General features: G+C 61.4%; 16 protein-coding genes. All 16 read left to right on the top strand.

The annotated features are described in order from the left end of the window. Window positions 1-46: 46 nt before the first annotated feature. Window positions 47-1,363 (top strand): hypothetical protein, encoded by a 1,317-nt coding sequence (locus KDL09_RS08310; protein ID WP_294383811.1) that lies wholly within the window; start codon window positions 47-49, stop codon window positions 1,361-1,363. Window positions 1,364-1,408: 45 nt separating this feature from the next. Continuing rightward, the gene (locus tag KDL09_RS08305) at window positions 1,409-1,789 is read left to right on the top strand and encodes a hypothetical protein (protein ID WP_294383808.1); all 381 of its coding nucleotides are present in this window, start codon (window positions 1,409-1,411) and stop codon (window positions 1,787-1,789) included. Between the two features lie 46 nt (window positions 1,790-1,835). Next, on the top strand, window positions 1,836-2,546 hold the full coding sequence (locus tag KDL09_RS08300; RefSeq protein WP_294383805.1) for a TrkA C-terminal domain-containing protein: 711 nt from the start codon (window positions 1,836-1,838) through the stop codon (window positions 2,544-2,546). Then, complete coding sequence (locus tag KDL09_RS08295) at window positions 2,543-3,253, top strand: SDR family oxidoreductase (protein WP_294383801.1); 711 nt, start codon at window positions 2,543-2,545, stop codon at window positions 3,251-3,253. The genes KDL09_RS08300 and KDL09_RS08295 overlap by 4 nt, the downstream gene beginning before the upstream one ends. A gap of 74 nt (window positions 3,254-3,327) precedes the next feature. Further along, the gene (locus KDL09_RS08290; protein ID WP_294383797.1) at window positions 3,328-4,767 is read left to right on the top strand and encodes a sulfatase; all 1,440 of its coding nucleotides are present in this window, start codon (window positions 3,328-3,330) and stop codon (window positions 4,765-4,767) included. Window positions 4,768-4,836: 69 nt separating this feature from the next. After that, window positions 4,837-5,589 (top strand): sialate O-acetylesterase, encoded by a 753-nt coding sequence (locus KDL09_RS08285; protein ID WP_294383794.1) that lies wholly within the window; start codon window positions 4,837-4,839, stop codon window positions 5,587-5,589. 17 nt (window positions 5,590-5,606) lie between these two features. After that, window positions 5,607-7,511: an MBL fold metallo-hydrolase gene (locus KDL09_RS08280; protein WP_294383792.1), complete on the top strand. Its 1,905-nt coding sequence runs from the start codon at window positions 5,607-5,609 to the stop codon at window positions 7,509-7,511. 65 nt (window positions 7,512-7,576) lie between these two features. After that, window positions 7,577-9,013: a sulfatase gene (locus KDL09_RS08275; RefSeq protein WP_294383789.1), complete on the top strand. Its 1,437-nt coding sequence runs from the start codon at window positions 7,577-7,579 to the stop codon at window positions 9,011-9,013. 6 nt (window positions 9,014-9,019) lie between these two features. After that, window positions 9,020-10,321, top strand: a complete 1,302-nt coding sequence (locus KDL09_RS08270) for an amidohydrolase (RefSeq protein ID WP_294383787.1) — start codon at window positions 9,020-9,022, stop codon at window positions 10,319-10,321. A gap of 5 nt (window positions 10,322-10,326) precedes the next feature. Then, window positions 10,327-11,415: a serine hydrolase domain-containing protein gene (locus tag KDL09_RS08265; RefSeq protein ID WP_294383783.1), complete on the top strand. Its 1,089-nt coding sequence runs from the start codon at window positions 10,327-10,329 to the stop codon at window positions 11,413-11,415. Between the two features lie 54 nt (window positions 11,416-11,469). Beyond that, window positions 11,470-13,893, top strand: coding sequence for a PSD1 and planctomycete cytochrome C domain-containing protein (locus KDL09_RS08260; RefSeq protein ID WP_294383781.1), 2,424 nt, complete (start codon window positions 11,470-11,472; stop codon window positions 13,891-13,893). A gap of 18 nt (window positions 13,894-13,911) precedes the next feature. Further along, entirely contained in the window at window positions 13,912-15,249 is a 1,338-nt protein-coding gene (locus KDL09_RS08255; protein WP_294383778.1) for a DUF1501 domain-containing protein, read from the top strand. Between the two features lie 99 nt (window positions 15,250-15,348). After that, window positions 15,349-18,393, top strand: coding sequence for a PSD1 and planctomycete cytochrome C domain-containing protein (locus KDL09_RS08250; RefSeq protein WP_294383776.1), 3,045 nt, complete (start codon window positions 15,349-15,351; stop codon window positions 18,391-18,393). 3 nt (window positions 18,394-18,396) lie between these two features. Next, complete coding sequence (locus KDL09_RS08245; protein ID WP_294383773.1) at window positions 18,397-19,818, top strand: DUF1501 domain-containing protein; 1,422 nt, start codon at window positions 18,397-18,399, stop codon at window positions 19,816-19,818. Beyond that, window positions 19,815-20,765: a DUF6807 family protein gene (locus tag KDL09_RS08240; RefSeq protein ID WP_294383771.1), complete on the top strand. Its 951-nt coding sequence runs from the start codon at window positions 19,815-19,817 to the stop codon at window positions 20,763-20,765. The genes KDL09_RS08245 and KDL09_RS08240 overlap by 4 nt, the downstream gene beginning before the upstream one ends. Window positions 20,766-20,877: 112 nt before the next feature. Next, entirely contained in the window at window positions 20,878-23,412 is a 2,535-nt protein-coding gene (locus tag KDL09_RS08235; protein WP_294383770.1) for a c-type cytochrome, read from the top strand. The last annotated feature ends 1 nt before the right edge of the window (window position 23,413 follow it).

Genomic DNA, 23,413 nt, shown 5'->3' with positions numbered 1-23,413 from the left:
CCGGCACGGACGGAACCCGCCTGAACCGCATTTTGCTTCCCAAGTCATGAACCGCCTCCTTCAAACGAGCCTGCTCGTCGTTTCGCTGTCCGGTCTCACCGTGCTGGCCGAAGACGAATACGAAAACGCGCCCATCCGCTACTCGGAAACGGAGCCGAACGATGCTGCGCAGCGTCTCGAACGCCTGATGGCCACCGGGAAGGTCAAAGTCGATCGCACGGACGCATGGACCGTGCTGCGCGATGTGATGAAGCAGTTCGACATTCCTGCCGAATCGCAGGTCATGGTGTTCTCGAAAACGAGCAAGCAGAACGATCGCATCAGTCCGCAGACGCCGCGCGTCGTGTATTTCGGCGACAACGCCTACGTCGGTTACTGCCTCGGCGGCAGCATCGAGGTCTCCACCATCGATCCGAAGCTCGGTCCCATCTTCTACCTGCTCGATCCATATGAGGCGCCGCAGAAGCCGCTGCACTTCCAGCGCGATCAAAGCTGCCTGAGCTGCCACGGCGGCCCCTTCACCCCCGAGGTTCCCGGTGTCATCGTGCGCTCCGTGTTTCCCGGCCCCGAAGGCCATCCCATCATGAGCCAGGGCAGCACCGTGGTCGATACAACGACACCGTTCAGCGATCGCTGGGGCGGCTGGTACGTCACTGGCAAACACGGCAGCGTGCTGCACCGCGGCAACGTCACCGCCACCGAGCAGAACGACCAGACCATCGACATCGATTTCAAAAAAGGCGCGAACATCACCAACCTCGGCAAGTTCTTCGACACCACGCCCTACAAGCGCAAATCCAGCGACATCGTCGCGCTCATGGTGCTCGAGCATCAGACCAGCGTGCAGAACATCCTCACCAAGGCGAATCACACCTCGTTGCGTGCCATGCACATGCAGACCAGCCTCCAGCGCGAACTGGGCGAGAAGGTCGAGCGCGAGCCCGTCGGCACCGCACGCCGCATCATCGACCACTGTGCTGAGGACGTCGTCGAGGCGTTGCTTTTCAAAGACGAAGCCGAACTCCCCGCAGGCGGCATCGAGGGCGATCCCGCCTTCCAGACCGCCTTCACCAAACGCGCCCCGCAAAGCAGCGACGGTCGCAGCCTGAAGGATTTCCAGCTTCTCAACCGCCTCTTCAAGCACCGCTGCAGCTACATGGTCTATTCCCTCACCTTCCAGCACCTCACCGCGCCATTGAAGCAAACCGTCCTCAGCCGTCTCTGGACCGTCCTCGAAGGCAAGGACACCACCGGCAGCTACGACTATCTCGGCGAATCCGAACGCTCCAACATTCGACGTATCCTCGCGGAAACGTTGCCGGGAGCACCTCCGGAATGGAAGAAGGCGCTGGCAAGCAAGTGAGGAGCCGCGGGTTGCAATGCAGCGCGTCATCTCCAAGCTGCATCCATGAACCGGTTCCTCACCTTCCTGCTCTGCGCCTTCTGCCTTTCCTCCTGCGGCGAAAAACAGCCTGCCGAAGTCGATTTTGCCGACAAGGACGTCGAACTCCTCAATGAAGGCAAGGAGGCGAATTACAAGGGCAAGCCGTACACCGGGCTTGTTCGCAACAAGCACTCCAATGGCAAGACCGCGGGCGAATATCCTTACACCGCCGGCAAGATGCACGGCGTGATGAAGGAATGGTGGGAAAACGGCCAGCAGTCCGCCGAGACGAACTTCGATCACGGCCAGCGCCATGGTCTGAACCGCTACTGGGACATGAAGGGCAAGCAGACGAAGGAGCAGATCTACGATCACGACAAATCTGTCAGTGAAAAGCACCTCTGATGGTTGAGATTCGATCTGCGGATTTCGTTATTTGTCATACTACCTCATGGCCGCTCCTGTCATCGCCCTGCTCGTCATCGCGCTCGTCTCGCTGCTGGCGGTGCGTGTCGGTGCGACGGCGCTGATGATGACCGGCATCAGCTGGGACACCGCCAGCTTTCAGGCGTACTCGGCGTTCTTCGGCGTCGGTTTCACCACGAAGGAGGCGGAACTCGTCGTGAATCACCCGGTGCGCCGCCGCATCATCCGCGATCTCATTCTCGCCGGAAACGTCGGCCTCACCTCTGCGCTCGCCACGCTCATCGTCACGCTGCTACAGAGCGGCTCCGGTGGCGACACAATGCTCATGCTAGCATGGCTGATCGGCGGACTCCTCGTGCTGTTGCTCATTTCCCGCATGAGCTGGTTTCAAAAAGTGCTCGACCGCGTCATCCAATACACGCTCGAACGCACCGGCATGGTCCGTGCCCTCGATTACGAACTGCTGCTGCGAATCCAGCACGGTTACGTCGTCTCCGAGATCGAAGTGCTGCCGGACACTTTCCTGGCAGGCCGCACGCTACGCGATTCACGCCCATGGGATCGCGGTGTCGTCATTCTTGCCATCAAGCGCGAGGGCAAAACCGTCCCCGGCATCCCGAGTCGTGATGACTTGATTCAGGCGGGCGACATCCTGACCGCCTACGGCAAGGAAAACGCCCTGCAGGCGATGACCCAGCCTCTGGAACAACCAGGAACCAAGAACAAGGAACCATGAACCTGACAAACCAAGTCTGCGTCGTCACCGGCGGCGCCAAAGGCATCGGCCTCGCCACTGCGAAAGCACTTCTCGCCCGTGGCGCACGGGTGGCGCTTCTCGATCTCGTTGAAATTGATCTCAACGATCCAAACGCACTCTCCGTGCGATGCGATGTCACAAGCGCTTCGGACGTGCAGGCGGCCGTCGATCAAGTAACCGAGCGACTCGGCCACATCAGCGTGTGGGTGAACAACGCCGGCCTCGCACGCCATCGCTGGATTCCGGACTACACCGAAAGCGAGATCGACCTCATGCTCGATGTGAATCTCAAAGGCACCATCCTCGGATCCCAGGCCGCGTTGAAGGCCATGATCCCACACAAGCAGGGCCACATCATCAATGTGATCTCCACCGCCAGCCTGCGCGGCATCCCGAGCGAAACGGTTTACTGCGCCGCGAAGTGGGGCGTGCGTGGCTTCACACAAGGCCTCGCCGAGGAAGCCGCCGCACATCGCATCCGCGTCACTGCGATCCTTCCCGGCGGTGTGGACACGGCCTTCTGGGACGATGCCTCGCAGCGCCAGGCTCCGAAGCAGCTTTTCCTCAAACCGGAACACATCGCCGACGGCATCGTGAGCTGCCTCGAGATGGATGACTTCTGCGTGCCGCGCGAACTCGTGCTTCGTTCGCTGGATGACAGCGATTTCTCGGTGAAGCCGGCCTGACGATGCAGAACCGGACGGGAACGGGCGTTTGATTGCCATGAAAAGGAATTCGGGGCGCCGTTCGTTGAGTCAGGATGCGTGACTTTTCGTTTTCAGGATTCCTAACCCGCATTGCGCAATGCCTCGCGCTAAGTCTGACGTTGGCGGTGTTGCCATGTGCAGCTGCCTCGCCACCGAACATGCTCGTGGTGCTGGTGGACGACCTGCGTTGGGACGATCTCGGTTGCGCTGGGCATCCGTTTGTGAAGACGCCGCACATGGATCGCGTGGCAAGTGAGGGCGCCCGCTTTCTCAATGCCTTCGCCACCACGCCGCTGTGCTCGCCCAGTCGCGCATGCCTGCTCACCGGCATGCATGCGCGTGCGCATGGGATCACGGACAACACCGAGCGTGGTCCGCAGAGCCACAAGCTCGCCACCTTCCCGCAGTCACTGCAAGGCGCCGGTTACGAGACCGCCTTCATCGGCAAGTGGCACATGGGCAACGACGACTCGCGTCGTCCGGGATTTGATCACTGGGTGTGCCTCAAGGGGCAGGGGACTTCGTTTGATCCGGTGTTGAACGTGAATGGCGAAGTGCGGAAGGAAAAGGGCCACGCGACCGACGTGCTGCATCAGCAGGCGCTGCAATTCCTGCAGCAGCCGCACTCGAAACCTTTTCTGCTCTATCTTTCGCACAAGGCCCTGCATCCCGAGACCGTGCAGCGTGCCGACGGCAGCCTCAGCGATCCGAATGCCTCGACCTTCATCCCCGCCGAGCGCCATCGCGACCTCTACGCAGGACAACGCATTCCGCGTCCGGCCAGCGCGCTCGCATCTCCACAGGACAAACCGGCGCTGCAACGTTCCATCGGCGACCTGCCGCCTCTCGGTCCTGCGACAGGAAGCAGCGACGAATCCATCCTGGGACGCCTGCGCATGCTCGCCGGAGTGGATGAGAGCGTGGGCGGATTGCTGCACGAACTTGAGAAATCGGGCGCGCTGGATCACACGCTCGTCGTGGTGACCAGTGACCACGGCTATTTCTACGGCGAGCACGGCCTCAGTGTCGAACGACGGCTCGCCTACGAGGAGTCGATCCGCATTCCACTGCTCATGCGATTGCCGGGTGTGATTCAGGCCGGAAGCAAACCGTCGCAGATGGCGCTGACAATCGATCTCGCACCGACCTGCCTCGAACTTGCCGGCATCGAGCCTCCGTCGCAGATCCAGGGCCGTTCATTGCTGCCGCTCTTGGGCATAAGCCCGCCACCCGGCTGGCGCGAGGACTTCATGATCGAGTATTACACCGACACGGTCTTCCCACGCATTCGCCAGATGGGCTACCAAGCGCTTCGTACCACGCGTTGGAAGTTGATTCATTACCTCGAACTTCCGGATTCGGACGAGCTTTACGACCTGGATGCCGATCCTTCCGAAATGCGAAATGTCATCAGCGATCCCGCGCACGCGCAAACGCTTGGCGACCTGCGTTCGCGACTTGCCCGCAGGGTCGGGCAGAATGGCGGGCGTTAACGGAGGAGTTGGTAATCGCGGAAGGTTGTGCTGGCATTCCTCGTTGGAATTCTGCGACACTTCCCGACCATGAAACAACTCGCCTTCATTCTCTCCCTTCTTCTCTCCTCGCTCGCCGCTGCCGCTGACAAGCCGGCGCATCTTTTCATTCTCTCCGGACAGTCGAACATGGCTGGGATGAATCCAAAGCTCGGCTTCGAGCCCGAGACCGCGAAGCTCTTTCCGGAGGCTGAGGTCGCCTACATCAAGGTCGCGTTTGGCGGGCAGCCGATCCGCTACTGGGTGGCGGAGTGGGACGCGATTGCCACGAAGCACGGCATCAATGTCGAGACAGCCCGCGCCAAGGACAAGAGCAAGGGCACTCTCTATTACCAACCGATTCTCGACCAGTTCGCCGAGCTGCTGAAAAAGCATTCGAATCCCGCCTCGGTCACTTTCTGCTGGATGCAGGGCGAAAACGACGCCAAGACCGGCCTGGACGCGGCCTATGGCGATGCCTTGAAACAACTCGTCGCCAACCTTCGCCGTGATTTGAAGCAGCCGGAAATGAACTTCGTCATCGGTCGCCTCAGCGACTTCGGGAAGGCGGATAACAAGCCGTGGCAGGCCATTCGTCAGGCGCAGGTCGATCTCGCGAAGGCGGACCCGCGCGGTTCATGGGTGGACTGCGACGACTTGAATAACAAGGAAAAGAACGGCGTCACCCGCGACGACCTCCACTATACGCCTGAAGGCTACAAGCTCCTCGGCGAGCGCTATGTGCGCCAGGCGAAGGCACTCATCGAAGGTCGGAAGCCTGCCGAAAACGGTCGTCCGGAATGATTGGATCCAACACGCTCATGAAACGCGCTCTCATCGCTTTCGCGCTGCTGCACGCGACCGTGCATGCCGCCTTTGAACAGGCCGGACCGGACCTCTTCGTCTGGCGCAGCACCTGCAACAGCTATGTCCTGCGCGACGGTGATGCGGCACTGTTGTTTGACCTCGGTGATGGCAGCGTGCTGGAACACGTGGGCGAGATCGGCGTGAAAAAGATCGACTGGATTCTGCTCACCGGCCATCACCGCGAGCTGCTGCAGGGGGCGGACAAGATCGACCACACGGTGACCCAGGTCGCCGCGCCCAAGGCGGAGCAGGAACTGCTGGAGACGCCGACGGCATTTCGGAAATGGGATCCACGGCTCGGGGACAAATACACCGTGCATGGTTCTAGTTACGTGCGGCCTCCGCAGTCGCCGGTCAAAGTGGAGCGCTGGCTGGCGGCGGATGAAGTGTTCGAGTGGCATGGACGGCAGATTCAATGTCTCTCCACTCCAGGCCACTCGCCGGGCGGCATGACGTATCTTTTGGAGGGCGGCCACCAGACCTTCGCTTTCACCGGCGGCGTGATGCACGACGGCGCGAAGATGACGAACTGGTTCGACACCGAATGGGATTACGGTTTCGCCAAGGGGCTCGATGCGCTCATCGACTCGGTGGGAAACCTCGCGTCGCGGGAGATTCACACCGCCTTTCCATCGCAAGGGCCGGTCATTCACGATGCAGCGAAGCAATTCCAAATTTTTCATGAGAAGCTCTTTGCCTTCCGTCCGGACTACGTCCGCGGCTATCCCGTTGGAGATCTCTCCAAGCGCGGCCCGCATCCCGCGACGAAGCCGACGAAGGCGCACTACATCGTGCAGGTGACGCCGCATCTTTACATGTTCGGTCCGGAGATGGCTGGGAAGAATTTCGCCATCCTCATCGCCGACAGCGGTCACGCGCTGCTGCTGGACTGCGGCCTGTTTCCGAAGCTCGTTCTCGAGCGCATCATCAGCGATATGAAGGAGTTCCTCGGCCTCAAGCAGATCGACGCCTGCTGGATCTCCCACTCGCATGGCGACCACTTCACGCTCTTCCCCGCGCTCAAGGATCACGGCGTGAAGTTCTGGACCATGGACACCATCGCCGACAAGTGCGAGAACCCGCGCTACTACGATTATCCTGCGATGATCGGCACTTACAACGCCGGCTTCGAACATGCGAAGATCGACCGCATTCTCAAAGCAGGCGACGTCATCGACTGGGAAGGCTACAAGCTGCACATCGACTGGATGCCGGGCCAGACCGAGTTTGGAAACGCCCTGTGGCTCGAACTCGATGGCAAAAAGATCGTCTTCACCGGCGACAATCTGTTCGGCGATCCGTCCGATCCTGCGCAGAACGGCCACGAATGCGTGAACGCCCGCAACAGCGCCATCATCGACGAAGGCTATCTCGTCGCCGCGAAGTATCTGCAGAAGCTCCAGCCCGACATCATCATGGGCGCGCACGGCGTGCTCATGACGAAGCCCAAGGACTTCATCGAGCGCTATCACGACTGGGCGCTGCGGGCGATTCGCGAATACAAGGAACTCCTGCCGGACACGAACTACGAATACCTCTTCGATCCCTACTGGGTCAGCGCGTATCCGTATCGCGTCGATGTCTCGAAGGAGACCGAAGTGAACATCACGGTGCGCAATTTCCGCAACACGTTGCAGCAGCATCGAGTCGTCCTCAAACCGCCGCCCGGCCTCAAAGCCGAACCCGCTGAACTCGTGGGCACCGTCGAGCCGAAGTCACGCCAGAGTTTCAAAGTCAAACTCACCCCCGATCCCGACAAGCTGCCCGCCGGCGTGCAGATGGTGCCGATGGACATCACGCTCGATGGCAAACGCTGCGGCGAGTTGTTCGACTTCATTGTCCTCGGTCACGAGAAATAACCATGAGGGATGGCATCGGATGACTGCGTTAAAAACAGGCGCCTTTTTCGCCTCCTGCATTCATCATGACACGACACCTTTCCTTTCTCGCTTCCATCCTGCTGATCTGTGTTTCATCGGCAGAGGCCGCCAGGCCCAACGTGCTGTTCATCGCCATCGACGATCTGCGCGATGATCTCGGCTGCTTTGGAGTGAAGCACGCCAAAACGCCGCAACTGGATGCGTTTGCCGCCACCGCCCGTGCATTCAGTCATCACTACATTCAGGTGCCCACATGCGGTGCTTCGCGCTGTGCCATGCTGCGCGGGCGTTATCCGGAACGTCCCGTGCATTTGGTCAACGATGCCATCCGCGATTCGCAGACCGACTGGGCCGCGGACAGCATGGCGGCGGTGTTTCGCCGCAACGGCTATGCGACGATGGCGCTTGGCAAGGTCAGCCACTATCCGGGAAATCTCACCGGCAAGGACTGGGCGGTCGGACCGGAGGAACTGCCCGGCGCGTGGGATCGCGCCTGGGTGCCCGACGGTCCGTGGCCGAGCCCGGAAGGCATCATGCACGGTTTTGCAAACGGCGAGCCGCGTGAGCGCGGCAAGTCGCCGCCGTATCAACACATCGATGGTCCCGACAAAGCGTATCCCGATGCCTGGGTCGCCGGCGACGCTGTGGCCACGCTCCAGCGGCTCGCCAAGCAGGACAAGCCGTGGTTCTTCGGCGTGGGTTTTTTCAAACCACACCTTCCTTTTGCCTCACCCAAGAAGTGGTTTGATCTGCACGACAAAAACGTTCCTGATCTGCCGGCGGATATCGCGCAAAAGCCCGCCTGGCCCGCCTACTGGTATGACGGCGGCGAGTTGCGCCACAACTACGGTCACGAACCCGGACGCGATCCCGCCACGGATCCCGAATACGCGCGCCTCCTGCGTCAGGCCTATGCGGGTTGCGTCAGCTACATGGATGCGCAACTGGGCCGTGTGATTGCCGCGCTTAGCGATCTCGGAATGGCCGACAACACGATCGTCGTTGTGTGGAGCGATCACGGTTTCCTGCTCGGCGAACATGCGATCTGGGGCAAGCACTGCCTCTATGAGGATGCCACTCGCTCACCGCTCATGATCCGCGTGCCCGGCATGGCGGCACCGGGCAAAACGTCCAACGCCATCGTGGAAACCGTCGATATCTTCCGCACGTTGACCGATCTCTGCGACATCGAAGCGCCCGCCAAACTCAGAGGCCACAGCCTGCGTCCGCAGTTGGACGATCCTGACAAGCCAACCACGAAACCCGCACTCGGCTGGTGGTCCAATGGGGTGCAAACCGTCCGCACCGAACGCTGGCGCATGATCGTAACGCCGCATGAAAAAGGCGCGCCCGATTTCGAACTCTTCGACTACACATCCGCCTCCCCTGAGACAACCAACCTCGCCGACGCCCAACCCGCCGTCGTCCAAGAACTCCTCGGCTTCCTCAAGCCGGTCAAGGAGGACGCGACCCAGCCCTAGTCTGCCATGAAGTCACTCCTTCTCATCGCCCTCGCCACCTCCGGCCTTCACGCCGCGGATTCCATCGACGCTTTGATCGACAAGGAGAAGCCGTCGTTGATCCAGCTCTACGAAGATCTGCATGCGCATCCGGAGCTGTCGTTTCATGAAGAGAAGACGAGTGCGCGCATGGCGCAGGAGATTCGGGCGCTGGGGTTTGAGGTGACGGAAAAGGTAGGAGGCTTTGGTGTGGTGGGTGTCTTCAAGAATGGGCCTGGAAAGACGATTCTCGTGCGCACGGATCTCGACGGACTTCCGGTGCGGGAGATCGGTTCTGTGCCTTATGTGAGCAAGACCGTCACCAAAGACGACGCGGGCAACGATGTGCATGTGATGCATGCCTGTGGACACGATGTGCACATGACCTGCTGGGTCGGCACGGCGCGGGCGCTGGTGGCTTCGAAGGATCAGTGGAAAGGTACGCTCGTGTTCATCGCGCAGCCGGCGGAAGAACGTGGTGCGGGCGCCAAGGCGATGATCGAGGACGGTTTGTTCCAGCGCTTCCCGAAGCCGGATGTGTGTCTGGCTCTGCATTGCGATTCCGGTCTCGCCGTCGGCACGTTCGGTGTGACCAGCGGACCAGCCACCGCGAGCACGGACAGCGTGGACATCGTCGTGCATGGCATCGGCGGTCACGGCGCGATGCCAAACATGACGAAGGATCCCATCGTGCTCGCCTCGCAGATCGTGCTGGCCTTGCAAACGATCGACAGCCGAGAATTGCATCCAGTGGAGCCGGTGGTGGTGACGGTGGGCAAGTTCAACGGCGGCACAAAACACAACATCATTCCCGACAAGGTCGAACTCGGTCTCACTGTGCGCACCACGAGCGCCGAGACGCGCACGCAGGTGCTCGAATCCATCAAACGCATCTGTCGCGGCCTCGGCATCGCCGCCGGACTTCCGGAAAATCTGCTGCCGGAAATCTCGTTGCTCGGACCCGGCACGCCGTCGCTTTACAACGATCCCGATCTCACCACGCGCGTGACCGACGTGTGGTCGGAAGCGTTTGGCAAAGCAAGCGTCATCGAACGCAAGGCCACGATGGCCGGCGAGGACTTCTCGCGTTACACGATGACGCCCGACAAGATCCCCATCTTCCTCGCCTGGCTCGGCACGGTTGCACCGGAGAAAGTCGAGAAAGCGAAACAGACCGGCGAAGCGCTTCCGAGTCTGCACTCGCCGTTTTACCGGCCTGAAGCCGCGCCATCGATCACCATCGGCATCAAAGCGATGACGCTCGCCGTGATGAACGAACTCAACCGCTGAACCTCATGAACCGCCGCGACACTCTCGCCCTCACGCTTGCCGGACTGGGATTGCCCGTCCGCGCCCGATCCACCACTCCCGCCATGCAAACCGCCGTCCAGATCATCCAGACACAATTCGACAACGGAACGCTTCACAACGCCGTGCTGCATGTGCAGCGGGGCGATCAGGTGACGCAGCATGTTTTTGGCAAGGCGACGGCGGACTCGATGTTTCTGCTCGGCTCGATCTCCAAACCGCTCACCGCCGCCGCCGTGATGGTATTGGTGGATCGCGGCGAGGTGAAGCTCTCGGATCACGCGGTGAAATACCTGCCCGAGTTCAACGAAGGCGCACGCAAGAACATCACGATCGAGCAACTGCTCACGCATACCTCGGGCCTTCCAGATCAGTTGGAGAACAACAGCGACCTGCGTGCGAGCCACGCCCCGCTCTCAGAGTTCGTGAAAGGCGCTGTGCGCACGCCGCTGCTTTTTGCACCGGGTTCGAAGTATCATTATCAAAGCATGGGCATCCTGCTGGCCGCGGAGATCGCCGAGCGTGTGACGAAGACGCCGCTGCCGGAGTTCCTTCAGCAGCATGTTTTCACGCCGCTTGGCATGACGCGCACCGTGCTCGGCCTCGGCAAGTTCAAGAAGTCCGACATGGTGCCGATGCAGACTGAGCATGCCGCACCCGAATCCGGCGCTGGCGATCCGAAGGCCCGCGAGTGGGACTGGAACAGCGACTACTGGCGCAACCTCGCCGCGCCTTGGGGCGGCGCGCACAGCTCGGCGGCCGATGTCTCCGCTTTCCTGCGCAGCTTCCTGCATCCTGATGGAAAAGTGCTGCGTGAAGCGACGGCGAAGCTCATGATCCACGATCACACGCCGACGCTCGAAGCGCATCGCGGCATCGGCTTCATGGTCGGCCCCGTCGGGCTCGGCAAAGGCTGCTCCGAACGCGTCTTCGGCCACAGCGGCTCCACCGGCACGCTCGCGTGGGCCGATCCTGCCACGGACACGACCTTCGTGCTGCTCACCGCCCTGCCGAAAAACGTCTCCGGGCAGCTCATCCTGTATCCGGTGTCCGACCTCGTCTCGGCGGGCGCCTGATCGCGTTGCAAAAGACATGAACAAGGAGGCGGCGAAGCGTCGTTTTAGCGGCTCATGACCCGCCGCGTTTCGATCTTGATTGCCACTTTTGCCAGCCTCCGTGCGCTGGCGGCGGATTCGTCATCGGAGGTCGCGTTTTTCGAGTCGCGCATCCGGCCCGTGTTGATCGACAAATGTTACTCCTGCCATTCCACGGAGGCGGAGAAGGTCAAAGGTGGTCTGCTGCTCGACACACGCGAAGGGATCCGCAAAGGTGGAGACACGGCGGCAGCGGTGGTGCCGGGAGATGTGAAAGGCAGCCTGCTCATTCAGGCCATTCACTATCAGGACGATCTCGAGATGCCTCCGAAAGAGCGGCTGTCGCCAGAGATTGTCGCGGATTTTGAAAAATGGATCGCTGCAGGCGCTGCCGATCCGCGCGAAGGAACGTCGAAGACCATCGCGAGCACGATCGGCATCGAGGAAGGTCGCAAACACTGGGCCTTTCAGCCTCTGTCCAAGCCGTCCGTGCCAGATGTGAAAGACACTTCATGGCCGAAGACAGATATCGACCGGTTTGTCCTTGCCGCGCTTGAGGCGAAGGGGCTTCGGCCCGTTGCGGATGCCACAGCGCAGGAGTTGAATCGCCGGATCGCCTTTGATTTGACGGGTCTGCCGCCTGAAGGCACATCGGTCGGCAACCTCGATTCGCAGATCGCCAAGTTGCTGGATTCCCCGCGCTTTGGCGAGCGCTGGGGACGCCACTGGCTGGATGTGGCGCGCTATGCCGAGTCGAGCGGCAGCGGTCACAACGTGCTGTTTCCATTGGCGTTTCGCTATCGCGACTGGGTGATCGACTCGTTCAACGCCGACAAGCCCTATGACCGGTTCGTGCGCGAGCAACTGGCGGGGGACCTGCTTCCTGCGAAAAGCAACGCGCAGCGCGACGAACAACTCATCGGCACCGGTTTTCTGGCGGTGGGCATCAAGGATCTTCGGGAGAACGGCAGCCACCGCTTTCGCATGGCGATGGCGGACGAGCAGATCGACGCCACCAGCCGCGCGTTCATGGGTCTGACTCTCGCGTGCGCCAAGTGCCACGACCACAAGTTCGATCCCATTCCGACGCGCGACTACTATGCGCTTGCAGGCATCTTCACCAGCAGCGAGCCCATGCTCGGCGCCCGTCGCAATCGTCAGCGCGATCCTTTCGCGGCCGGCCTGCTCCCGATGTCAGAAAGCCCGGTCATCTTTGGTGACAAGGACATGGCTGAGATGCTGCGCGAACGCGTGGACCTCACCTACGCGCGGCTCAAGGTGCGCGATGAGAAGTGGCGCATTCTCACGGAGAAAAAGATGTCGGTGAAGAACGTCAAACCGGACGTGGAGGAGATGCTGATGCGAGATCCCGCCGTGAAGGCGCTCGCAGACAAGGCCGACGCGCAGGAGAAGCGATACGAGGATCTGCGCGAGCGCTACGACGCAGCGATGCCGCACACGGTCATGGGATTGCGCGATGTGAAACCAGCCGACTGCGCCGTCCACATTCGCGGCGAGGACACGCAACTCGGCGAGGTGGTGCCGCGCGGATTTCCGCAGGTGCTGGTGAGTGCAAAAACAAAACCGGTGAATCCCGAGCAGAGCGGACGTCTGGAACTCGCGGAATGGATCGCGAGTCCTGAGAACCCGCTGACCACCCGTGTGATGGTGAACCGGATCTGGCAGCACCTGTTCGGCGTGGGCATCGTCGAGTCGCCCGATGACTTTGGCAAAACAGGCCAGCCGCCTTCGAACCTCGCGTTGCTCGACCATCTGGCAGGACGCTTCATCGCGCACGGCTGGTCGGTGAAAAAGATGATCGCGGAGATCATGCGAAGCCATGTTTACCAGCTCGGCACAGCGCATGATGACAAGGGTATCGAGGTCGATCCGGCGAACCGTCTGCACTGGCGGATGAACCGCCGCCGACTCGATTCGGATGCCATCATGGATGCCGTCCGCAGCATCAGCGGCGAGCTCGTGTTGGAGCGCCCTGCGCCGGTCATTCCCGCCACGGAGAAGGATGACCGTGTGAAGTCCATGGATCTCAAGGCCTGGTTCGCGCCCACTAGACACCACCGCACGGTCTATCAGCCCATCCTGCGCGACTACGTGCCGGACGAATGGAGTCTCTTCGATTTCCCCGATCCCGAACTCGTCACCGGCCGCCGCGGCATCACGACCGTGCCCACTCAAGCGCTCTATCTGATGAACAGCCCCTTCATCGTCGAGCAATCGAAGAGGACCGCGCAGAGACTTCAACAAACCTCCACGGACAGCAGCGAACGCGTTCAGCACGCCTACGCGCTGATCCTCAATCGCAAGCCCAGCGACGAGGAGTTGCGGGATGCCGCAGAGTTTTTGCAGAACTTCGCATCATCCTCATCGGAAAACGCCAACGCCGTCGCGGCACTGTGCCAAACCCTGTTTGCCTCGGCGGAGTTTCGTTACCTTTATTGAATCAACCCGGCGCCGTTCATGAATACCACCTTCTCTCGTCGTGACATGCTGCGCACCAGCGCGAACGGTTTCGGTTACCTCGCGTTTGCCGGGCTCAGCGCGCAGGCGGCCACCAAGCAGCCGCATTTCGCCGCCAAGGCAAAGCGCGTCATCCTTCTCTACATGCAGGGTGGCGTGTCGCATCTGGACACCTTCGACTACAAACCGAAGCTCCAGGCGGATAACGGAAAGGACTTCGCAACAGGCAAGGGCGGCAAGCTGCTCGGCAGCCCGTGGAAATTCCAGCAGCATGGCCAGAGCGGACAGTGGATCAGCTCGCTATTCCCACACCTCGCGAAACAGGCGGACGACCTCTGTGTGCTTTCCGCGATGCACACGGACGCGCAAGCGCATGAGACCGCGGTGCCGATGTTTCACACCGGCAACCAGCTTCAGGCGCGGCCGTCCATTGGCGCGTGGGTTCTCTACGGCCTCGGTGCGGAGACACAGGACCTTCCCGGATTCATCGCGATGAATCCGCTGAATCGCTTCGGTGGCAACAATCAGGGCAGCGCGTTTCTTCCGGCCTCGTATCAGGCAACGATCGTGAAGGCGGGCGGGAAAGAAAAAGGTGATCCCGTGGCGAATCTCGTCACCGCGCATCTCTCGCCGGAGCAGCAGCGCCAGCAACTGGATCTGCTCAGCCGTATGAACAAGCGCCGACTGGAGCAGGACGTGGCCAACAGCGAACTGGAGGCCGTGATCGGCTCCTACGAGATGGCGTTCAAAATGCAGACCGCCGTGCCGGGTTTGATGGACTTAAAGACCGAGTCGGAGGCGACTTTGAAGGCCTATGGCATCGGCAACTCCAAAACAGACGACTTTGGGCGCCAGTGCCTGTTCGCCCGCAAGTTCGCCGAAGCAGGGGTGAGGTTCATCGAGATTGGCGTCGGCGGCTGGGATCATCACAAGGATCTGAAGGACGAGATGGAGCGCAGCGCAGGGAGCGTGGATCAGCCCATCGCCGCGCTGCTGAACGACCTGAAGCAGCGTGACATGCTCAAAGACACGCTGGTGGTTTGGGCGGGCGAGTTTGGCCGGACGCCCTTTGCCCAGTTCGACAACGGGCGCGATCACAACAACCGCGCTTTCACCATTTGGATGGCCGGCGGTGGTGTGAAGGCTGGCATCCGCCATGGAATCAGCGATGACTACGGCCGCGAAGGTCTCGAAGGGCGAATGCACATTCATGACCTGCATGCGACGATCCTGCACCAGCTCGGACTCGACCACGAAAAGCTGACTTACCGTTACAGCGGACGCGATTTCCGCCTCACCGACGTGAAAGGAAACGTGGTGAGGGAGATTCTGGCTTGAGGCTTTCGCGCGATTCCCTGCTGCCTGAATCCGAATCTGCCATCTCAGATGCGCGAATATCACCTTCGCCACGCTCGTACTATCCGCACATACGTTCTTATGACCAAATCACTCTTTCTCACCGCTCTCGCCACGATTGGCGCCGCCGCCGAACCACCCGTTCCGGCCAAGATTGAGTTCAATCGCGATGTGCGGCCGATCCTGAGCGACAACTGCTTTTACTGCCACGGCAATGACCCGAAGCATCGCGAGGCCGATCTGCGGCTAGACATTCGCGAGGAGGCCGTGAAGGCGGAGGCCTTTGTGCCGGGCAAGGTGAAGGAAAGCGAACTCGTCTCCCGCATCCTGACCAATGATGAAGATGATCTCATGCCGCCGCCGGATTCGAACAAGAAGCTGACGCAGCGGCAGAAGGACATTCTCAAAAAGTGGATCGAGCAAGGCGCGGCGTATCAGCAGCACTGGGCGTATGAGAAGCCCGTCAAAGCCGCCATCCCTGCCGGAAAAAACGGCGTGGACGTGTTGGTTCAGCAGCGTCTGGCCGAGATCGGCCTCAAGCCCTCGCCGAGGGCGGATGCGCGCACCTTGATCCGTCGCCTCTACTTTGATCTGATCGGCCTGCCTCCATCGCCTTCGGAAGTGGCCAAATGGTCCGACCTGTCCGACAAAAAATACGACGAACTCGTCTCCACCCTCTTCAAAAACCCGCACTACGGCGAGCGCATGGCCATCGGCTGGCTCGACGTGGTGCGCTTCGCGGACACAATCGGCTATCACAGCGACAATCCGCACAACGTTTGGCCCTACCGCGACTACGTCATCAAGTCGTTCAATGCGAACAAGCGCTTCGACCGCTTCACCATCGAGCAGATCGCCGGTGATTTGATGCCGGATGCGAATCCGGAGACGCGTGTCGGTTCCGCCTTCAACCGCCTGCTGCTCACCACCGAGGAAGGCGGCGCACAGGCGAAGGACTATGAGCAGCGCATGCTCACCGACCGCGTCCGTGCCGTCGGCAATGCGTGGATGGGCCAGACCACCGGCTGCGGTCAGTGCCACGATCACAAATTCGATCCGTGGACGCAGCGCGACTTCTATTCGATGGGCGCGTTCTTCGCCGACATCAAAGAGCCGATCCTCGGCCGACGTGAACCGGGCATGATGGTGCTCGATGCCGCAGGCGAGAAGAAACAGGCGGACATCGCGAAGCGTCTCGCGGATTTGCAAAAGGAGTTCGCCAAACCGCGCCCCGACCTCGCCGCCGCGCAGGCCGAGTGGGAAAAGAAGGCGCTCGACGCCGTCACCACCAGCGGCTCCTGGCAGCCGGTCAAACCGCTCACCGCCGCGTCGGCGAAAAAGAACATTACCATCAAGACCGACAAGGACGGCGTCGTGCGCGGCGCCATCGATGCAAAGCGCAACGAGCGGAAACAAAACGACGGCACCGAGACCTACACGATCACCGCGAAGCTGCCGAAAGGCGCGACCGGCGTGCGCATCGAAGCCCTGAAGGAAAAATCACCCGGCATCGGCCTCGCTGCGAATGGCAACTTCGTGCTCAGCGAAGTCGCTTTGAGCGTTGGACGCAAAAAGCAGCAGGAGAAACTCGCCATCGCGAATGCCAGCGCCACGTTTGAGCAGCCGAACTTCCCGGTGAAGAACGTCATCGACGGTGTCGCTGACCAAAAGAACAATGGCTGGGGTGTGCTCGGCGGCACGGGTGCGGATCAGGCGCTCTACCTTGAACTCGCCGAACCGCTCGCCGATGCCGATGCGACCGTCACCTTCACGCTCACGTTCGGATGGGGTGAGAATCATGAGATTGCGAACCTCCGCCTGAGCGCCACCACCGCGCCGAAGCCCGTCCGCGCACCAGGCACTTCGCTTCCGGCGAAAGAGATCGCCGACATCCTCAAAGCGCCCGCGGACAAGCGCAACGCACCGCAGAAGCAGAAACTCGTCGATGCCTACAAGCAGATCGCGCCCGAGCTCAGCGACCTCCGCACGAAGATCGCCACCACCGAGAAGGAGAAGGCCGATTTCGAAGCCGCTGCGCCGAAGTGCATCGTCTCCATCAGCGACACCAACAAGCGCACCGTTCGCATCCTGCCGCGCGGTGATTGGATGAACGAGACGGGCGAAGTCGTGAAGGCCGCGCTGCCCGGTTATCTGCCGAAGCCGAAGATCGAAGGCCGCGATCTCACGCGCCTCGACCTCGCACAGTGGCTTGTCTCCAAAGACAACCCGCTCACCGCCCGCACGGTGATGAACCGCCTGTGGAAGCAGTTCTTCGGCACCGGTTTGAGCAAGGTGCTCGACGATCTCGGCGCGCAGGGCGAACCGCCGGTGAATCCCGCGCTGCTCGACTGGCTCGCCTGCGAGTTCATGGACAGCGGCTGGGACTTCCAGCACATGGTGCGCATCATCGTGAACAGCGACACCTACAAGCAGGTGTCCACCTCCACGAAGGAACTCACCGCCGCGGATCCCTACAATCGTGAATGCGCGCGCCAGAGCGCCTTCCGACTCGACGCGGAACTCGTACGCGACAACGCGCTCGCGATCTCCGGCCTGCTCGTGCCGAAGATCGGCGGTCCGAGCGTGAAGCCGTATCAGCCGGAGAAATACTGGGAAAACTTGAACTTCCCCACCCGCGAATGGCAGAATGACACCGGCGAAGGCCTGTATCGCCGCGGCCTCTACACCTGGTGGCAGCGCACCTTCACGCATCCCAGCCTCGTTGCCTTCGACGCGCCGAGCCGCGAAGAGTGCGTCGCCGAGCGCAATCGCTCCAACATTCCGCAGCAGGCGCTCGTGCTGCTCAACGATCCGACTTACGTCGAAGCCGCCCGCTCCCTCGCCGCGCGCATTCTCTCCGAATGCAACGGCGACACGCCAGCACGCATCACCTGGGCCATGCAGCAGGTCCTGCAGCGCCAACCAAGCGCCGACGAAATGAAAACGCTGTCCGCCTTGTTCAACAAGCAGCTCGCCGATTATCAAAAAGACAGCGCCGCCGCCGAAGCCCTGCTCAAAACCGGCGCCGCGCCTGTTGCCGCCGGATTGAACAAGACCGACCTCGCCGCGTGGACGCATGTCGCGCGTGTGCTGATCAATCTTCACGAAACGATCACGCGTTCGTAAATCATGAACTCGATTTCATCACAGACACGTCGCGCCTTCCTCGGCCGGACCACGCAAGGTCTCGGCGCCGTGGCGCTGGCGTCGTTGATGAATCCGGAACTGCTCCGCGCTGCCGCCATCCGCGGCACGTTGGGGAAACTGCCGTTCCCGCAGAAGGCGAAGCGCGTCATCTGGCTCACGATGGCAGGCGGACCGTCGCAGTTGGAGCTTTTCGATCACAAACCGAAGCTCGCCGAGATGGACGGCAGGCCGATGCCGGAGTCGTTCACGAAGGGGCAGCAGCTCGCGCAGCTCCAAGGGCAGAAGCTGGTCTGCAAAGGGCCGATGTTTCGCTTTCAGAAGTATGGCGAATGCCAGATGGAGCTCTCCGAGTTGCTGCCGCACATCGGCAGCGTCGCGGACGACATCTGCCTCGTGCGCTCGATGACCACGGACGCGATCAATCACGATCCGGCGCACATGTTCATGAACACCGGCTCGCAGATCGCCGGTCGGCCGAGCATGGGCTCATGGATCACCTATGGTCTCGGCAGCGAGGCGGACGATCTGCCCGGCTTTGTCGTGATGATGTCCACCGGCAAGGGCCGCAATCCGCAGCCCATCGCTGCACGACAGTGGAGCAGCGGCTTTCTGCCCTCCAAGTTCCAAGGCGTGCAGCTTCGCTCGCAAGGCGATCCCGTTTTGTATCTCACGAGCCCGAACGGCGTCACACGTGAGCAGCAAGGCGCGGACGTCGCCGCGATCAATGCGCTGAACAAACAGCACGCCGCGATTTGCGATGATCCGGAGATCGCCACGCGCATCGCGCAGTATGAGATGGCCTTCCAGATGCAGGCCAGCGTGCCGGAGCTGGTGGACATTCGCGGTGAAGGTGCCAAAACGCTCGAACTCTACGGCTGCACGCCCGGCGACGGCTCCTTCGCATCAAACTGCCTGCTCGCGCGTCGTCTCGCCGAACGCGGCACGCGCTTCATCCAGCTCTATCATCGCGACTGGGACCACCACAGCCTGCTGCGCGAAGAACTGCCGCTGCGGGCCGGTGAGGTCGATCGCGCCTGCATGGCGCTCATCACCGATCTCAAACGCCGCGGCATGCTGGATGACACGCTCATCGTTTTCAGCGGCGAATTCGGCCGCACGCCGATGGCGCAGGGCAACAAAGGTCCCGTCGGCCGCGACCATCACAACAAGGCCATGTCCATGTGGCTCGCCGGTGCGGGTATCCAGCGCGGCGTCACCTTCGGAAGCACCGACGACCTCGGCTACGCCGCGCAGGAAAACATCACCACCGTCCACGATCTCCACGCCACCATGCTCCACCAGCTCGGCATCAATCACGATGCCTTCAGTTTCAAATTTCAAGGACTGGACGCGCGCCTCTCCGGCGTTGAAGGAGCCAAGGTCATCAAGAAAATCCTCGCATGAAAAACACCCTCCTCATTCTCCTCGCCCTGAGCCTTCACGCTCGCGCCTTCGACATCACCGTCGCTGAAAAAGACCATGTCGATCTCGCGAATGACGGAAAGGTCGTGGCGAAGTTCATGATCGCGAACGACACGAGCACGCCGGAGCGACATCACGACACCTACAAGCCGTATCTGCATGTCTTCAGCGCGGATGGCGCCACGCGGCTCACGAAAGGCCCGGGATTTCAGTTCACGCATCATCGCGGCATCTTCCTTGGCTTCAGCAAGATCGCCTACAATGGCAAATCGTATGACCGCTGGCACATGAAGGGCGGCGACCAGGTCGTGACGAAAGTCACACCCGGTGACAACGCGTTCACGGCGAACATCGACTGGCAGGGCGACACGGCGGAGCCGTTTCTCACTGAGGAGCGCCGTTTCAGCTTCACCACACCAGCCAAGCCCTTCTACCTCGGCATCGAGATGAACAGCGCGATCAAAACCGTAAGCGGTGAAGCCGACATGAATGGCGACCCCGAGCACGCGGGCGCGCAATTCCGTCCTTCCGAGCTCGTGGACACGAAAACGACGACCTACATTTTCCCCGGCGAAAACATCGACGCGCACAAAGTGAAGGATCTGCCGTGGGCCGCGGAGATCTTCACGGTGGAGGGCAAGACCTTCACCGTCATCATTCTCAATCACCCCGACAATCCGAAGGACACCGCCACCTCCGCCTACCGCGACTACGGCCGCTTCGGCATGTTTCCGAAAGGTAAGGCCACCGCCGATTCGCCCTTCAAGCTGCGCTACCTGTGGCTCGTCGCCGAAGGCGAAGTCCGCGACGCCGCCACGCTGCAAAACGCGTGGAATGCCTTCGCGGGCAAAAACGATCCCGTGCCGCCGCTGACGATCAAAGATTCCGAACGGAAGGCCGCCAAGCCGAAGGTGAATAAGGAAAAATGACGCATGCGCAACCAAGCTCGTAGCACCAACATTAGCCATTGAGGAATCCGGCTTTTCACACGGCATTCCGCCTTCGTGAGTCCACCCCGCTCAAATCAAAAAACGTTCTTCCATGTCCCCCTCCAGGATCCGCTCCCTCGTTCTGCGTTCGTCGCTGTTCGTTCTGGTTTCATCCCTCCCGCCGATCGCATTCGCCGTTCACTCGAAAAACGCCGGCCCGGAAAAGGTCGAACTGAAGTTCAAACTGCCACCGCCGACGCCGCTGAGCCCGGAGGAGGAACTGAAGACCTTCAAAGTCGAAAAGGGGTTCCGCGTCGAACTCGTCGCCTGCGAGCCGATGATCGAATCGCCGATTGCGATGAGCTTTGACGACCAGGGCCGCCTCTACGTCTGCGAGATGCGCGGCTACATGCACGATCTCGAAGGCGGCGGCGAAAAGGAGCCGACGGGACGTGTTTCGCTGCTCGAAGACACCGATGGTGACGGTCGCATGGACAAGGCGACGGCGTTTCTCGACAAGGTCGTCATGCCGCGTGCGGTGATGGCGGTGAACGGTGGGGCGTTGATCGCCGTGCCGCCGAATCTGTTCTTCTGCAAGGACACGGACGGCGATGGCGTGGCGGATGTGAAGGACATTGTCGCGAGCGACTTCGGCACGTTCGGCGGACAGCCGGAGCATATGGCGAATTCGCCCGTGTGGGCGATCGACAACGCGATCTGGTGCGCGGGCCACGGCACGCGTTTCAAGCTGCGCGGCGGCGTGTGGCAGAAGGACAGCGGCCTGGGCCGCGGTCAGTGGGGACTGTGCCAGGACAACTACGGCAGGCTCTACTTCAACTACAACTCCGACATGCTACGCGCTGATCTGCTGCCCACGGAGGCCTTCACGAAAAACCCACTGCTGCGCAACGCATCGAGCATCAACGCGAAGCTCGCCGCCGATCAGACACTCTACGCGTCGCATCCCACGCCGGGCGTGAATCGAGGTTACGATGCGAAGTCGCTCAGCTCCGACGGCCGTCTGACGAAACCGACCGCCACCTGCGGCGCGCTCATTTATCGTGGCGACGCTTTTCCTGCGGCGTATCGCGGCAACGCCTTCGTGCCCGAACCTGCGGCGAATCTGGTGAAGCGTTTCACCATGAGCGAACGCGGCGGCATCGTGAAGGCGACGAACGTGCTCAAGGGCGCCGAGTTCCTCACCTCCACCGACGAGCGCTTCCGCCCTGTGAACGCCTATGATGGTCCTGACGGCGCGCTTTACCTCGTGGACATGTATCGCGGCATCATCCAGCACACCAGTTTCCTCACGCATTACCTCATCGCGAACATCGAGGCGCGCAAACTGGAGGCGCCCTTCAATCAGGGCCGCATCTGGCGCATCGTGCCGGACACGAAGGAGCACCCGCAGCCTGTGAAGGTCGCGAAGGATGTGAAGCTGCTCACGCACGCCAACGGCTGGGTGCGCGACACCGCGCAGCGTCTCATCGTCGAGTCCAGCGATGCCACCGCGATTCCAGCGCTGAAGGAGATGCTGCAAAACGAAAACGCGCTCGCACGCCTGCATGCGTTGTGGACGCTCGACGGCCTCGCTGCCGCGACACCAGATGTTGTGAAAGGCGCTCTGGCCGACAAAAACGCGCAGGTTCGCGCCGCCGCCGTGCGCATCGCTTCGCGCGACCTCGCGCCGGATTTGATCGCGATGACTGGAGAAAAGGACGCGCTCGTGCTCGCCAACCTCGCCATCAAGCTCACCGCGTTCAATCTCCCCGACGCGGATGCTGCCGCGGCCAAATTGCTCGCGAGCAACGGCAAGACCGCCCTTGTGCGCGAAGGAGCGCTCACCGGTTTGCGCGGACGCGAGGCTGCGTTTGCCAAGCTGCTCGCGGAACAACTCACGAAGGACAACGGCGTGCAGATCATGCCGGTGATCGAATCACTCGGCGCCTTGCTCGCCGCGGCGAACAAAGCGGGACCGTTTGAAGAAATGCTCGAACTCGCCGCCGCGCAGCCGCAGGGTGGCCCGTTTCAGGTCGCTGTCATCAAGGGCCTCTCCACCAGTGGCGATTCAAAATCGAAAGCGCCCGCCAAGCTGCTCTGGCTCGATGCTGAGCCGGCCTCCTTGAAGACGCTCAAAGGCGCGATGACCGACAAGGCTAGCGCAAAGCTCTTCACCGCCGTCGCCGCGCGTCTCGCCTGGCCCGGCAAACCCGGCGCACCGCCGCCGCCCGTCATCAAGCCGCTCACCGAGGCGCAGACCGCGCTCTTTGAGAAAGGCAAGACGATCTACCACACGCTCTGCACCGCCTGCCATCAGCCGCACGGCTTTGGACTCGATGGCCTCGCCCCGCCGCTCGTGGACAGCGAGTGGGTGCTCGGCAAACCGGAGATCGCCGCCCGCATCGTGTTGAACGGCCTTGCCGGCCCCTTGAAGGTCAGCGGTCGCAGCTTCAACCTCGCCATGCCGCCGCTGCCGCAGCTCACCGATGAAGATGTCGCCGGCGTGCTCACCTACATCCGCCGCGAGTGGGAACACACCGCCAGTGCGGTCGAAGTCAAAGACGTCACCGCCATCCGCGAGGCCAGCAAAGACCACCCGGCGATGTGGACGGAGACGGAACTGAAGAATCTCGGGAAGAAGAAGTAAA

Origin of the sequence: Prosthecobacter sp. (genome assembly GCF_020439865.1) — a bacterium.
GTDB lineage: Bacteria > Verrucomicrobiota > Verrucomicrobiia > Verrucomicrobiales > Verrucomicrobiaceae > Prosthecobacter.
The sequence above is the reverse complement of the archived record's forward strand: the minus strand, read 5'-3'. Positions and strand labels throughout refer to the sequence as shown.